The sequence below is a fragment of the Rhodococcus sp. FH8 genome (assembly GCF_019266085.1).
GTDB classification, from domain to species: Bacteria; Actinomycetota; Actinomycetes; order Mycobacteriales; family Mycobacteriaceae; genus Rhodococcus_F; species Rhodococcus_F qingshengii.
In genome coordinates, this window is the sequence record NZ_LPNQ01000061.1 from 84,422 (window position 1) to 98,593 (window position 14,172).

Consider the following 14,172-nt stretch of genomic DNA (forward strand, 5'->3'; position numbering starts at 1 on the left):
TTACGGAAGTTTCGGCTGGCTTTCGACTTCGGCCTGTTCGGTGTCGGTGGCCGGATCCCCAGATTCCGGATCCCCGGATTCCGGGTGGTCCCCCACCCCGAGGTCGTCGTACGGATTGAGCACTGCAAGAACCAATGTCACGACGCACGCCGCGAGCGGCTGAAACAGAAGCACGAGCAAAGTTCCGACGTTCGGGGCCCGCGCAATGATCTCCCCGACCGCCGGATTGTCGGCCGTGGGGAAACGCAGTTTTGTCACGCCCGAACCCACGAGTGCCATCAGTCCGGTACCTGCCACTGAACCGACTATCAACCCGCCCAGGGCATAAGGACCTCGACTCAGGCGTGCCAACCAGGCCGCCACCGCCGACAGCACACCGACGATCAGTGCCAGCCAGATGAACACGGCGCTCGCGTCGAACTGATGAAGGCTCTCACCCGTCAACGCGACGCCGCGCCCCTCGGACACCACCAAGAGGTGCTCGGCCGGAGCCAAGAACGCCCACAGCACACCGACGAGCACGCTCACGCCCGCAATGGTTGCGGCGATCACGATCGCGGTGCGCAGACGAATCTGCCGAAGAGAGATCACACAGAGTGACGCTACCTGCGGGCGACGTCGATCGAGTCGACGACACCGTGTCGGGAGCATTTCGCCCACCATCCGTCAGGGCTGACCTGAACGATCATGCGGCGCCCGCACTGCTCGCAGAAGCGAGGAGGCTCGAGCCCCATCGACGCCGCAGTCGGCGTCGGATCGTCGACGCCGTCGACGATCCGACGCCCGGTGAACGGGTTGTACCGCTCCTCGGTCACCGGAATGCTCACAGAGTGTCGTTCAGTGCTTTGATCGGCATCTGCAGATCCACCAACAAATCCAGATCCTTCTCGGCGGGACGTCCGAGGGTCGTCAGATAGTTGCCGACGATCACGGCGTTGATTCCGCCGAGGATGCCCTGCTTGGCACCCAGGTCGCCGAGAGTGATCTCGCGTCCACCCGCGAAGCGCAGGATCGTGCGAGGCAGCGCGAGACGGAATGCCGCCACGGACTTGAGCGCCTCGCTGGCGGGCAGCACGTCCAGATCACCGAACGGGGTACCCGGACGCGGGTTGAGGAAGTTGAGCGGGACCTCGTCCGGCTCCAGTTCAGCCAGGTTGGCCGCGAATTCTGCGCGCTGCTCCAGCGATTCACCCATGCCGAGGATTCCGCCGCAGCACACTTCCATGCCTGCTTCACGAACCATCCGAAGCGTGTTCCACCGCTCTTCCCACGAGTGCGTGGTCACGACGTTCGGGAAATGCGACTTCGAAGTTTCCAAGTTGTGGTTGTACCGGTGCACACCCATGGCGGCCAGTTGGTCGACCTGCTCCTGGGTGAGCATGCCGAGCGAGCAGGCGATCTGGATGTCGACCTCGTTGCGGATCGCCTCGATGCCTGCGGCAACCTGAGCGAGCAACCGGGCGTCGGGTCCGCGGACGGCGGCCACGATGCAGAACTCGGTAGCGCCCGACTTCGCAGTCTGCTTGGCAGCTTCCACCAAGCTCGGGATGTCCAACCACGCCGCGCGAACCGGCGACTGGAAGAGTCCGGACTGCGAGCAGAAATGGCAGTCCTCAGGGCAGCCGCCCGTCTTCAGGCTGATGATGCCCTCGACCTCGACCTCCGGTCCACACCACTTCATACGCACATCGTGGGCGAGAGCCAGCAGGTCTTCGAGCCTGTCGTCGTCGAGTCGGAGTACGTCGAGCACCTGGTTTTCGGTCAGGCCAACTCCTCTTTCGAGAACTTGCTCGCGCGCCTGGTCGAGGATGTCGACCGTCGCAGGGGCCGTGCTAATCGGGGGCGGGGTCACAGACGTCTCCTTCGAAACCAACAAAATTGAACACCGTACAAGTTGAACGGTGTTCACGTTAGAGACGTGGTGGAATACTGTCAAAGGCGGGTCCGATCGACATCCGATCGACATCCGATTGCGAGCGGTCCACAGCGGGACGAAACGAGGGGAACAACAAGTGCAGTTGCGACGGGGCGACGTGCTGGACGGCGCCATGGCGATACTCGACGAGTTCGGACTTGCCGACCTCACGATGCGCAGGCTCGCAACCTCACTAGGTGTCCAACCCGGCGCCCTCTACTGGCACTTCCCGAACAAACAGACCTTGCTGGGCGCGGTCGTCGACAAGATCCTCGAAGACCTCGACGCCCCCGTCGACGCAGACACGTGGCAAGAAGCGTATTCCGAACTGGCACACAGACTTCGGTCTGCCCTACTGGCGCACCGCGACGGCGCCGAGTTGGTCAGCGCCACCTTCGCCTCGCGGATGACGAACAGCAAGGTGCGCGAGCATTTCGTACAAGCCGGGCAAGAATCCGGTCTCTCACGCGAGCACGCCCAACTCGCGGCGTACGCCCTGCTGTATTACGTACTCGGCCATACCGTGGACGAGCAGTCCCGAGCGCAGATGGAAGAAATGGGGGCACTGACCCGAGCGCCCATTTCCCCCGACTCCCCCGAGGTGATCGGCGGCGGTTCCGACGAGGACCTCCTCGACGGCGATCCGACAGTGCGCTTCCAGTTCGGCCTGGACCTGTTCATCGACGGCATCCGCACTCGCCTGAATTCGACCACACATTCAACGCGCACCGAATCGGCTCTACGACACTCCTGACAGTCGGAGTACTGCAGTAGTGCCGGCCGCGACAATCACCACGACCACCAACGGCGCCTTGAACCAGGCGCAGATGCCTCCGGCCACCACGCCGAGCATCCGCGCCGGCCCCGCAACGTCATGCCCGGTGAAGACCGTCGATGTCACAACCACTGCGAGCAGCAGCACCACGACAGCACGATCGAGGGTTTTCTCGGCAAAAACCGAAAGCTTCACCCGAGCGCGGAGCAGAACGCCACTTGCCCGCAAAGCGTAAGAACCGCAAGCGAACACGACGATACCGATCCAGACCGACGCGGTATTCATCGAACCTTCTCCCGGAACGGTATCGTCACCGCGATACTCAGCAGCGCAACGAGCGGAGCGGTACCCGACGGCAGGAACGGCGACGTGGCCACCGCGACTGCTGCACCGATCAGGGCGGCAAGCAGCGTCACCTTTTCCTTCAGCGCAGGCAAGACAAGGGCCAGAATGACAACCGGAAACGCGGCATCCAATCCCAACGCGCCGGGGTCTCGGACGACTCTGCCGAGCAGCCCGCCCAGGAGAGCTCCGATCGGCCACGACACCGCGATCCCGATCCCACAGAACCAGAAGGCCGCACGCTTCTGCTTCACCGAGCCCTGCGCCATGGCAACCGCGACGCTTTCGTCGTTGACCAGGTGCGCGCCGACCAACTTGCGCCAGCCCGAGCCCCTGCGCCAGCCTGAATCCGTGTGGCGAGCCTCGCCGAGAAAAGATCCCGCTGCCAATCCGTAGGCGAAGTTTCGGGAGTTGATCAGCAAGCCGGCTACAACTGCAGCGACGGCGCCGCCTCCGGCCGCGATGATTCCGATGAACAAGAACTCCGAAGACGCTCCCAGAACGAGTACAGCCAACGCCGAAAGCTGCCACAACGAGAATCCAGCCGATCCCGCCGTCACACCGTAGGACACACCGACGATGGCCACGGAGAGACAGATCAGCACGCTCACCCGAACCGTGTCTCGATCAACTGTTCGCCATAAAGAACGCATGTATTCTATGTTGAACGAAGTGACACCGTTCGTCAAGTAGAACGATCGATCGGAGAATCAAACGATGCCCAGTAATGAAACGGATACAGCGGAGACTCCTCAGAAACTGGTCGCCGTCGCACTCAAACGCGAACGTGCCCGAGCAGGCTTGAGCCTTTCGGAGGTCGCCCGGCGCGCCGATATCGCCAAGTCCACACTCTCCCAACTCGAATCCGGACTCGGAAATCCGAGCCTCGAAACACTGTGGGCACTCGGAAACGCATTGGGCGTGCCGTTCTCACAACTCGTCGACTCTCAGGCACAGACCGTTCAGTTGATTCGAGCCGGAGAAGGTCCCGCGATTGCGTCGGCAAACGCGTCGTACATCGCGACACTCTTGGCGCCGAGCCCACCGAACGCACGACGCGATCTGTATCGGATAGTCGCCGAACCGGGCGAGCCGCGTATTTCGACTCCGCATGCACGCGGCACCACCGAACACGTCGTGATCGGCACCGGACGGGCGGAGGTCGGGCCCACTGCAAATCCGATCGAACTCGGACCGGGCGATTATCTTGCTTATCCCGGCGACGAGGAGCACATCTTTCGGGCGCTCGAGCCCGGGACGACAGCGATCTTGGTGTCGGAACACACCTGAGCCGCGATGAGTTTCGCCGCTGCGGGAAGTCTGTATCTGGGAGGTGATGTGGCCAGAGCCTCGATTGCCGAAGACAGTAACGACCGACAGCAGGAGGACCCATGTCCGGATCCAGCATCAGCAGCATTTTGCTCTCGAGCACCGACCCCGAACGCTTGCGCGACTGGTACGCCGAGGCGTTCGCCCCGAAGGTCGACCGGACTCCCGGCGAACCCGGCTACGACGTGCTCGACTTCAACGGTTTCTACGTGATGCTCGACAGACGCGACGACGTCGGCGAGACCAACCCCCAGCCGGGTCGCATGTTCCTCAACGTCGAAACCGACGACGCCCGGTCGATCGCACAGCGCATCGATGCGCTCGGCGGAAAATGGCACGCTCCACTCGAAGACCGCGGGGGCAGTTTGTTCGCCACTGCGATCGACCCCGACGGAAACTACGTTCAGATCATCGAGTTCAGCGAGGAAGCCAGGGCCGAGATGGAATCCGGAATGACGGATTCCCAAACCACCTAGTCCGGCAACCGCTGGGAACGGAGATAGTCATGCTTACAGACACGAAAGCATTCAGCGGATTTTCGGTGACAGACATCGACTCTGCAAAGAAGTTCTACGGCGAAACACTCGGGTTGAAGGTAACCGACGGAGACATGGGACTGATTCGCCTACATCTTGCCGGCGGAACCGAGATCCTCGTTTATCCGAAGCCGAATCACGAAGCGGCGACCTACACGATTCTCAACTTCGTCGTCGACGACATCGACACAACCGTCGACCAACTGACCGCACGTGGCGTGGAGTTTCTCAAATACGACGGATTCCCCCAGGATGCGCGAGGCATCATGCGTGGCAACGGCCCCGACATCGCCTGGTTCACCGATCCCGCCGGCAATGTTCTGTCGGTGATCAAGGAGTCCTGACGCGCTTAACCGCTGAACAGCTGCGACTGCCGCTGTTCAGCGGTGTCGGTGTTGGAGCGTTCTGCTGCCGCAGTTTCACGCTCGGCAGCCAGTTGCTCGGCGCTTTTTGCGTCGACAACGGGCTCCGACGCGCTGAGGTCGGAAAACAAGCCACTGCTCGATTCGTTCACATGCCACCCTTTTGCCTGGTCATCGTTGCCGCGCGCAGATAAACCTGCGTTAGAGATCGGTCGATGGCTACTCAATTACTGCCGCCCGTACGGCGCCGACAAGACGCCGATGACTCAGCAGTTCTTCACCCAGTGTTGCACGCCTGTGTTTTCCACGAGAAATTCGGTCCAGACGGGTTGTCATCGCCCGCACGGCGGAGCAATGTGAAAGATGAGCGCGGAGCAGGTCGGCAGCACTTTCGTCGGACACCTGGCCCCTCAATTCACCGCACAATTTTTGGAGGAATCATGTTGGGAATTGCTTTGGGCCTCGGCAGCGCCGCTGTCGGAATCGGCCTCGGACTGCTCGGCGCAGGAGCGGGAATTCTGCTGAGCGACAAGACCGTCAAAACCGCACGACGTGAACTCACCGCCTGACGAGGGCGAGCGCACTGAATTTTTGGGCACTCGGGTCGGTATTCGGGTGAACGCCGCGATGCGACACCCCGCGCAGTGGGTGTTCGCACGGGCCGCGCATCGACGTGGCGTGCATACCGGCGTAGATGTTCCGACGAGCGCGCAGGACGTGCTCGACCGGTTGACGGCACTCCGAATAAGTACGTGGAGTTACGGATTCGACCACAAGTCGGTCCGTCACCTGGGTCCGATGGCGCAAGACTTTGCGGCGATTTTCGGCTTGGGATCCAACACCCGCCGGATCTCCGCCGTCGACGCGAACGGCGTCTGCATGGCGAGCATCCAAGCGTTGAACCGCAAAATCAGTGCGCTCGAGACAGAAGTCAGCGCGCTCGAGAAGGACGTGAACAGACTGAGACGGGAAACGGGAGACACGAGCACGACTCGGAATGCATTGGAAACAAACAACAATCACATATCCACACCGCTCGACGAATTCGGTGGATCCACCGGTCTGTAGTTTGTTCGGTGTGACCGCCCCTGATTCAGACTCCGACTCAGCGCCCAACGTGATTGCCGCCCTGTTCGACGTGACGTCCGATGCAGTCGGCGACGAACATGTCGAACAGATACTTGCCGAATTCGACGTTGGCGCAACGGAGGTCGCGGAGACCGCGGCCCGCATCCGGGCCAGTCGGTCGGAATTTCGGCGACTTCGCCGTCGCGAGAACGAATTGGCGGTTCTCTATTCGAGTGCACGTGAGCTCGCGCAGGTTCGCGACGTGGACACACTGCTGCAGAGGCTGGTCAACCGCGCACACGACATCATGGGCACCGACGTCACGTACCTGTCCGAGTTCGACGTGATCACTCGTGACCTGAATGTTCGAAAGACGGCCGGCGCGGTCTCGCCGGAACTCCAGCATCTGCAAGTTCCTGCCGGCGCGGGACTGGTCAGCGCGATTGCCGAATCTCGAGCAGCCCAATGGGTTCAGAACTACAGCGACTACACGCAGTCGCGCCATGACGAAGTGGTCGATGCCGCGATCGTCGCCGAGGGTCTGGTGGCGATTCTCGGCGTGCCGATGCTCTCCGACGGCCAGATCCTCGGAGTCCTGTTTGCCGCCGACCGTCGGGAACGGCGTTTTACCGCAGATCAGATCGCCCTGCTCTCGGCGCTGGCTGATCACGCCTCGGTGGTCCTGCAAACCGCGCGGGCACTCGACCGCGCCGAGGAATCCGCTGCCGAGACCGGGAGAGCACTCGACGAGCTGCGCGAGCACGTGTCCGCGCGGGACAAATCGAACATCGTCCACCAGGATCTGATCCACGCCGTTCTCCGCGGCGGCGGATACGCCCAGGTTGCACGAACTCTCAGCAGCTCGCTCGAGCGCAGCACCGTCGTCGTCGACAGTGAGCTACGCCCTCTCGTGAAATCCTCTGGCGAGCAGATCACGACGGTGCCGTTGTCTCTTCCTCCCGCCGTGTCCGAGGCCATCGACCAGAGTCGCCGAAGCGGCCGATGCACGTTTGTCGCCGATGACAGTGAGACCGCGATCCAACTCGTCAGCGCCGTCACCGCCGGAGAATCGTTCCTCGGGGCCATCTTGCTGAATCGTTCGGACGCGCCGATCGGCCCCGTCGAACTCCGGACCGTGGAACGGGCAGCTCAGGTCACTGCCATCCTCGTGTTGCAACACTCGGCGGCAGCAGCAGCGGACCGGCGTGCACGTGACGAACTGGTCGCCGACTTGCTGAGCACTGCGCCCGAGCGCAGGCGCGATCTCGAACGTAGGACCCGAAACCTCGGCATCTCCCTCGGCGAACTGGACACCGTCCTCGTGGTGTCGGTCGCTCCGGAACTCCGCACCGCCGCGCTCCGCGCAATCGGGCAGTCTCTGCCGGTAGCGGGGTTGGCGGCGCAGCATGCCGGATTGATCGCGGTGGTCTCGCGCTCGGGGAACCCGGCAGCCGCGGCGACCGTCGTTCACCGCCAGATCACCGGTTCGGTAGGACCCCACGCAGTAGTCATTGCGCCGGCAACGGCGGAGCGCCCCGAAGAGCTCCCGGCGCGCTTCACCTCTGCGCTGCGCACCGCCCGCCTACTGTCGGCGTTGGGCAAGACCGACGGCGCGGTCACGACTGCGTCGTACCTGCCGTACACCGTTCTGTTCGGCGAGAATCCGGAATCACTCCATCAATTCGTCGACGAAGTAATCGGCCCGGTACTCGCCTACGACCGTGACAAGGACACCGATCTCACGGCGACCCTTCGGGCTCTGGTCCGCAACGACGGCAGCCCGACCAAGGCTGCCCGCGCACTCAACTACCACCCGAACACCGTCGTTCAGCGACTCGACCGCATCCGCACGCTCCTCGGTCACTCGTGGCGTGAAGACGAGAACTTCTTTCGCGTGTCCATGGCGACGAGGCTCGACGAACTTCGAGAAGTGGGAGCCGAAGAGGGTGGAAGCGACATCAACGACAGCGGCGATGGTGCATGACACTACAATTTCGACCGATCGATGTGTTGTGGGCACGTGGTCTGGCAGGCATCAACCTCCCTACTGTGAAGCGGAGCACAGAACCACTTCAGGAGGACGACCCCCCGTGTCATCAACCAGCAGCCGATCAACCAACAGCCGCATCGCCGATTTCCGGTCCTACGACGTCGCCGCACGGCGCGCCGAGATCGTTCGCCAGACCGACCTGACCGAAGCAGACATCGCGGTCTACGACGCTGCCGACGGCCTCACCATCGATCAGGCCGATCACATGGTCGAGAACGTCCTCGGCGTCATCGGCATCCCGGTCGGCGTGGCCACCAACTTCACGATCAACGGCACGGACTACCTGATCCCCCTCGCCACCGAGGAGCCGTCGGTGGTCGCCGCCGCGAGTAACGCTGCTCGCATCGCACGCGGACTCGGGGGCTTTCACGTCTCGAGCACGCAGCCGATCATGCAAGCCCAGATTCAACTCGTCGACGTCGTGGATCCGGCAGCTGCCCGCATCCGACTCCTCGAGGCACGTGAAGAAATCATTGCACTCGCCAACGAGCAGGACCCGAAGCTGGTCAGCGTCGGGGGTGGCGTGAAGGACATTTCGGTTCGCATCGTGTCCTCGGACAAGGCCGCCTACGTCGTCCTCCACCTTCATGTCGACGTACGAGATGCGATGGGCGCCAACGCAGTCAACACGATGGCCGAGGCAATCGCGGATCGAGTAGCCGAGATCGGCGGCGGACACGTCGTCCTGCGCATCCTCACCAACAAGGCCGATCTGCGGCTGACGCGCGTTCGTGCCGTGTTCGACGCCGAATTGATCGGCGGCGCAGAGGTTGTGGACAACCTGATCCATGCCGCACGCTTGGCAGAGCTGGATCCCTACCGCGCCGCGACACACAACAAGGGCATCATGAACGGCATCAGCGCCGTGGTGTTGGCAACCGGAAACGACACGCGCGCAGTCGAAGCCGGGTGCCATTCCCATGCAGTCAACGCCGACGGAATCTACTCCTCACTCTCGCATTTCGAGAAGAATGCCGACGGCAACATCGTCGGCACCCTCGAGCTACCCATGCCGGTCGGCCTCGTCGGCGGCGCCACCAAGGTGCACCCGGTAGCGCAGGCCGCAATCAAGATGCTCGGCGTCGAGAGCGCCGAAGAACTCGCCGGCATCATTCTGGCAGTCGGCCTGGCGCAGAACCTGGCTGCGGTCCGCGTTCTGGCCAGTGAGGGTGTCCAGCGCGGACACATGGGGCTGCACGCCCGCAACATCGCTGCCACCGCCGGAGCGCAGAAGAGCGAGATCGACGCCGTGGTGGCACGCCTGATCGCGGACAAGAGCATTCGCGTCGAGCATGCCGAGAAGGTTCTCGCCGAGATCCGCGGCGGAAACTGACGACAATGACCGAAACAGTTGCAGGATCACCGGTGTGGAAGCCGGCGCCTCATCGAGTGCCGGCGCCGGGGCTGCCGACCTCGGTCCGGATCTACGAAGTCGGGCCACGCGACGGACTTCAAGCGGAAACAGCGGTGATCCCGACCGAGACGAAAGCCCAGTTCATCGAACGCCTGGTCGCGGCCGGCTCCCGCACTGTCGAATTGACGAGTTTCGTCTCACCTCGATGGATCCCGCAACTTGCGGACGCGGAAGAATTGATGGGTCGGCTGCACCTGCCGGACTCGGTACGTACGGTCGTTCTTGTCCCGAACCGCAAGGGTCTCGAGCGGGCCGTCGCCGCCGGAGCGAGCGAGGTTGCAGTATTCGTCAGCGCCACAAAGGAATTCGCGAAACGCAACCTCAATTCCACGGTGGACGGCGCGATCGCCGCGGCTGCCGAGGTCACTGCGGCCGCCCGAGCCCTGGGACTTCCCGTCCGCGGCTACATCTCCATGTGCTTCGGCGACCCCTGGGAAGGCTCCGTGCCCGTCGAGCGTGTCGCCGACATCGCAAAGACCCTGGTCGACAGCGGTGTCACGTCACTCTCACTCGGCGACACCATCGGCGTCGGCACACCTGGCCATGTGCTCGCTTTGCTCGGCGCCCTCCGAGAACGTGGCATCCCCACATCGCAGATCGCCATGCACTTTCACGACACCTACGGCCAGGCGCTGTCGAACGTCTATGCGTCGTTGACCGCTGGGGTATCCGAATTCGACAGTTCCGCAGGTGGTCTCGGACGGTGCCCATATGCCAAGGGCGCGACCGGAAATCTCGCCACCGAGGATCTGGTGTGGATGCTCCACGGCCTCGGGATCGACACTGGCATCGACCTGGATTCGCTCACCGATACAAGCAGCTGGATGGCCGAACAGATCGGCCACTCGAGCCCGTCCCGAGTTGTCACCGCCCTCCGCGCAGCACGCACCTGACACCCGCAACGCAAGCCCCTCATCTCGCAAGCCCCTCCCTGTACGACCCCGCCATGCATGACACTGGAGAAGACTGATGTCACCACCGCAGCCGGCAACGACGCCGACCACCACAACCGAGCCGACCGAGCAGCAGACATACCTCGAAGTCTGGGGTGACACCGTCAACGGTCGACACCTCGCGATCTCCGTTGCAGTCGGCAGTGTCGTCGGCGCCTCGGCCCTTCTCGCGGCCCAGGCACTGTTCGAACGGGTCGTCAGCGAACCGTCGTTGGCCCAGGCGTACAGCCTTCTGGTCGGCATCGCGGCCTGCCTGCTCGCCGGGGTGGTCTGCGGAATCTTCATCAAGCCGAAGCGGATAGTCGCCTTGGCCGCCGCCGACGCGGAGTCGATCGACGGTGTCATCACGACGATGAGTGAACAGCGCCAGGGTCTGGGCACTCTCGCCGACATTCCGGAGCAGAGCCGACAGGAACTTCGCGAGCTGGGTCTGTACGACCACTTCGCCGCTGCCGAGGCCGAGCACGCACGGGTCTCGAACACACCGAAGGACGGTGGGCGCGCATGAGTTCGGTTCTGACCAACGAAATTCTGATTGCCGTTCTCTTCGGCATCATCGGCGCGGTCGCATTCACGTTCATCGGATTGATCTCCGGCACGGACGAGACCGCCACGATCGCACCACTGACTCTTCTCGTGATTCTGCTCGGCGCTCCCCCGGCGGCGGTCTTCACGTTCTTTCTCTCCGGTGCGATCGCCAAACACATGACACACGCGGTGCCGACGATGCTGCTGGGCATTCCCGGCGACACGATGGCGATTCCACTCTTGCCGGAAGCGCAGATGATGCGCTCACTCGGCATCCCGCACATCGCACTCCGCAAGGCGATCTCGGGAGCAGTGATCTCGGCGTTCGTCGCTGTGCCGGTTGCCGTTTTGTTCGCGACCATCCTCGCGCCGTTCGCGGACACCGTTCAGTCGATAGCACCGTGGCTGTTCCTGGTCGCCGCCATCGGCATCGCCTACGCCTCACCAGGCCGCTGGGCCGGGGTTGTCGCCCTCGTTCCCTTCGTCATCTTGATCCTCGGCGCCCGCGCGTTGACGTCGAATTACGATGTGTCGCTGAACATCAGCTACTTCCTTGCGATCGCAGTCGGGCCGCTGATCGCGGACCTCGCATTGACCTTGGGCCCGTCGAGCCGTAAGGACATGGAACGCAGTGAACCCAAAACCGTTGCATTGGCCCCGGACATCAAAGGATGGAAGGGATACTTCCCCAATCCTCTGAAGGTCCTCGATCGCAAGCAGATCGGTTACACCGCCGCCGCTTCCACGGTGTCGAGCGCAACCTTCGTCTTCAGCCCGGTCGCCATGACTGTTCTGATGGGTGAGCTGGTAGGTGCGCGGATCAAGAACGGCTATCACCGACTGACCACAATGGTCTCGGCGAAGAACGGTACGACGGAATCCACCTACATCGCGGAAACCCTCATCCCACTCGTCGCTTTCGGCCTTCCGCTCAGCCCGCTCGCGGCAGGCCCCGCAGCCCCTCTGTTCAACGCTCCACCGGTGTTCGAGACCAATCAGGAAACCGGAGTGATCAACAATCTCTCCACGTACCTGACGCAGTGGGAGTTCCTGCTCTACGGCCTGCTCGCAGTGGTCACGGCAACGGTCATCGCATACCCGTTTGCCATGAACTACGCGTACCGCGCTGCGTCAGCGGTGGTCAAGCACATCAGTCACGAAGCTGTGATCGCGGTGTTCACGGGACTCGTCGTCGTCATCAGCATCTGGGAGGGCGGCGTCCTCGGGCTTCTGATCACCGTGACGGTCGGCCTGGTCGGTGGCCTTCTCGGGCGCCTGTTCAAGATTCACGGCGGAGTTCTGTTCATGGGTTACTACGTAGCGCTGTTCAGTGTTCCTGCCCTGATCAATCTGTTCTGAATCGGTCGACTCCACCACCACGTGCGGACCCGCAACAAACTGCGGGTCCGCACGTATTTCTTCAGCTACCGACCGTGAGCGCCACGGTTCGATTGCGGTCCAACTTCTTCGCTCGATACAACGCCTCGTCAGCGCAATCGACCAATTGCGTCAGGTCTGCGTCGCCGTGGGGTGAACACGCGACACCGATGCTGACCGTCGGCCCGAATTCACCCAATACTGCCGACGAATTCTCCGCTTGCGCGCGTCGAATCATCTCGGCTGTTTCGGTCGCACCCTCGAGATCGACACCGGCCATCAGTACGACGAACTCCTCGCCGCCCAATCGGGCGAAGAGATGCTTGTCATCGAGGTGCCGCCGCACCTGATCGGCAAAACTCACCAACGCCGTATCGCCGGCACGATGACCGAGGTTGTCGTTCACCATCTTGAAGTGATCCAGATCCATCATCAGGACGCTGACCGGACGTCCAGAGTGGCGACGCGGATCGGTCGCACCCGTCACGCTGCCGCCTCGCCGCAAGAATTCGTCCCGGCGCAACGCACCGGTGAGATCGTCGTGGGTGACGGCCTGGGTGAGTGCCTCGAGCGCGCGGCGACGCTCGAGGATCACGCAGGCCACCGCGATCGGCGCTACCGCCAGCAGCGACAATCCGATCTGGACCGACGCGCTGACCGGCGAGACGCCCTCGCTGGACAATCCGAGATGGCCGTCGGCCGTCAGTACCAACGTCCAGGCAGTTGACACAGCGGTGAGCACCGACGTGACAAATACATTGGTGAGCAAGGCTGCAGTCACCAGCGCCGGCATGGCAAACGCGATCGCTCCGGCACCGCCTATCACCCACTCCAAGATGATGCAGACGGCCAGCAGCGCCGTCGGAACGACTGATCGACGCACAAGCGTGGCAACAGCTTTCGGTTCTCGATCCACTCGTCGAAGCGAAGGGAATGTCAGCACCAAGGGGACGATGGTCATGTAGTTGACGAACTCACTCGAGAACCAGAGCAACCAGCCGTCCCACCACTGCCCGCCGAACAGCACGCGGTTCGCGATTCCGCCCACGAGCGCCGCCATCGACGCGGCGGCGACAGTCATCGACACGAGATAGCCGACGGACTGAATACTGGTCAGTCGACGGTCCTCACTGTCGACCCAGCGAAAGGCGTAGAAGCCGCTCGCAACCCCGACGATGTTGGCCGCGTTGAGCCACACCGTGGACTCCCATGCCCCACCGGTGATCAGGTCGGCTCCGACATAACCGACTACGACGCAGATCCAGGTGAGCAGTGTGGCGGAACGCGGCGACCGAAAGAGGATCCCGAGTAGCAGCGCGTTCGCCGGCCAGAAGACTGCAAGCGTGCCCGGCAGACGGCTCAGAATTCCGACCAGGCACGAGACGAAGACGACTACGCCGATAAGCAGTGCGCGACGTACGGCCGATGACGACAACGACTTTTCGACCGTGCTCACCACCTACATTCGACTGACCTACTCACAATTCGACAACCACTATCGGTGACCAAGGCGCCCCGGATGC

Annotated in this window: 18 protein-coding genes; 11 read left to right on the plus strand and 7 right to left on the minus strand. The window is 62.8% G+C overall.

Annotation, left to right across the window (positions count from 1 at the left end; all coding sequences use genetic code 11):
• The 3 genes from ATN38_RS11865 to bioB are packed head-to-tail and all read right to left on the minus strand — an operon-like array spanning position 1 to position 1,837.
• Entirely contained in the window at positions 1 to 591 is a 591-nt protein-coding gene (locus ATN38_RS11865; protein ID WP_007733080.1) for a DUF2567 domain-containing protein, read from the minus strand.
• Between the two features lie 11 nt (positions 592 to 602).
• Positions 603 to 827 (minus strand): hypothetical protein, encoded by a 225-nt coding sequence (locus ATN38_RS11870; RefSeq protein WP_054186694.1) that lies wholly within the window; start codon positions 825 to 827, stop codon positions 603 to 605.
• Complete coding sequence (gene bioB / locus ATN38_RS11875; RefSeq protein ID WP_065456605.1) at positions 824 to 1,837, minus strand: biotin synthase BioB; 1,014 nt, start codon at positions 1,835 to 1,837, stop codon at positions 824 to 826. Before bioB ends, ATN38_RS11870 begins: the two co-directional genes overlap by 4 nt.
• 175 nt (positions 1,838 to 2,012) lie before the next feature.
• On the opposite strand from bioB, the gene ATN38_RS11880 reads away from it, so the two are divergent.
• On the plus strand, positions 2,013 to 2,669 hold the full coding sequence (locus ATN38_RS11880; RefSeq protein WP_065456606.1) for a TetR/AcrR family transcriptional regulator C-terminal domain-containing protein: 657 nt from the start codon (positions 2,013 to 2,015) through the stop codon (positions 2,667 to 2,669).
• Here ATN38_RS11880 and ATN38_RS11885 read toward each other — a convergent pair.
• A complete protein-coding gene (locus ATN38_RS11885; protein ID WP_030537096.1) occupies positions 2,655 to 2,975 on the minus strand; it encodes an AzlD domain-containing protein in 321 nt (106 codons plus the stop codon). The two genes, ATN38_RS11880 and ATN38_RS11885, sit on opposite strands and share 15 nt — an antisense overlap.
• A complete protein-coding gene (locus ATN38_RS11890) occupies positions 2,972 to 3,685 on the minus strand; it encodes an AzlC family ABC transporter permease (protein ID WP_051649715.1) in 714 nt (237 codons plus the stop codon). The genes ATN38_RS11885 and ATN38_RS11890 overlap by 4 nt, the downstream gene beginning before the upstream one ends.
• Before the next feature lie 64 nt (positions 3,686 to 3,749).
• Between ATN38_RS11890 and ATN38_RS11895 the strand changes: the two genes are divergently transcribed.
• The 3 genes from ATN38_RS11895 (at position 3,750) to ATN38_RS11905 (ending at position 5,241) form a co-directional block, all read left to right on the plus strand.
• Positions 3,750 to 4,322, plus strand: a complete 573-nt coding sequence (locus ATN38_RS11895; RefSeq protein WP_030537098.1) for a helix-turn-helix domain-containing protein — start codon at positions 3,750 to 3,752, stop codon at positions 4,320 to 4,322.
• Positions 4,323 to 4,423: 101 nt separating this feature from the next.
• The gene (locus ATN38_RS11900; protein WP_030537099.1) at positions 4,424 to 4,837 is read left to right on the plus strand and encodes a VOC family protein; all 414 of its coding nucleotides are present in this window, start codon (positions 4,424 to 4,426) and stop codon (positions 4,835 to 4,837) included.
• 29 nt (positions 4,838 to 4,866) lie between these two features.
• Entirely contained in the window at positions 4,867 to 5,241 is a 375-nt protein-coding gene (locus tag ATN38_RS11905) for a VOC family protein (RefSeq protein WP_030537100.1), read from the plus strand.
• A gap of 5 nt (positions 5,242 to 5,246) precedes the next feature.
• On the opposite strand, the gene ATN38_RS11910 is transcribed toward ATN38_RS11905, so the two are convergent.
• A complete protein-coding gene (locus ATN38_RS11910; protein WP_003941708.1) occupies positions 5,247 to 5,411 on the minus strand; it encodes a hypothetical protein in 165 nt (54 codons plus the stop codon).
• A gap of 288 nt (positions 5,412 to 5,699) precedes the next feature.
• On the opposite strand from ATN38_RS11910, the gene ATN38_RS32740 reads away from it, so the two are divergent.
• From ATN38_RS32740 to ATN38_RS11940, 7 genes are all read left to right on the plus strand, one after another.
• The gene (locus tag ATN38_RS32740; RefSeq protein ID WP_003941742.1) at positions 5,700 to 5,828 is read left to right on the plus strand and encodes a hypothetical protein; all 129 of its coding nucleotides are present in this window, start codon (positions 5,700 to 5,702) and stop codon (positions 5,826 to 5,828) included.
• The gene (locus tag ATN38_RS11915; protein ID WP_254593830.1) at positions 5,812 to 6,327 is read left to right on the plus strand and encodes a tail fiber domain-containing protein; all 516 of its coding nucleotides are present in this window, start codon (positions 5,812 to 5,814) and stop codon (positions 6,325 to 6,327) included. The genes ATN38_RS32740 and ATN38_RS11915 overlap by 17 nt, the downstream gene beginning before the upstream one ends.
• A 10-nt stretch (positions 6,328 to 6,337) precedes the next feature.
• On the plus strand, positions 6,338 to 8,311 hold the full coding sequence (locus tag ATN38_RS11920; RefSeq protein WP_065456607.1) for a helix-turn-helix domain-containing protein: 1,974 nt from the start codon (positions 6,338 to 6,340) through the stop codon (positions 8,309 to 8,311).
• A gap of 106 nt (positions 8,312 to 8,417) precedes the next feature.
• A complete protein-coding gene (locus ATN38_RS11925) occupies positions 8,418 to 9,710 on the plus strand; it encodes a hydroxymethylglutaryl-CoA reductase, degradative (RefSeq protein WP_065456572.1) in 1,293 nt (430 codons plus the stop codon).
• A 5-nt stretch (positions 9,711 to 9,715) separates the two neighbouring features.
• Complete coding sequence (locus tag ATN38_RS11930; RefSeq protein ID WP_081305503.1) at positions 9,716 to 10,684, plus strand: hydroxymethylglutaryl-CoA lyase; 969 nt, start codon at positions 9,716 to 9,718, stop codon at positions 10,682 to 10,684.
• A 76-nt stretch (positions 10,685 to 10,760) separates the two neighbouring features.
• On the plus strand, positions 10,761 to 11,252 hold the full coding sequence (locus ATN38_RS11935; RefSeq protein ID WP_003941716.1) for a hypothetical protein: 492 nt from the start codon (positions 10,761 to 10,763) through the stop codon (positions 11,250 to 11,252).
• Complete coding sequence (locus ATN38_RS11940) at positions 11,249 to 12,631, plus strand: tripartite tricarboxylate transporter permease (RefSeq protein WP_047270124.1); 1,383 nt, start codon at positions 11,249 to 11,251, stop codon at positions 12,629 to 12,631. Before ATN38_RS11935 ends, ATN38_RS11940 begins: the two co-directional genes overlap by 4 nt.
• 61 nt (positions 12,632 to 12,692) lie before the next feature.
• Here the strand turns inward: ATN38_RS11940 and ATN38_RS11945 are convergent, their stop codons facing one another.
• Positions 12,693 to 14,105, minus strand: coding sequence for a GGDEF domain-containing protein (locus tag ATN38_RS11945; RefSeq protein WP_231915827.1), 1,413 nt, complete (start codon positions 14,103 to 14,105; stop codon positions 12,693 to 12,695).
• Positions 14,106 to 14,172: the final 67 nt, after the last annotated feature.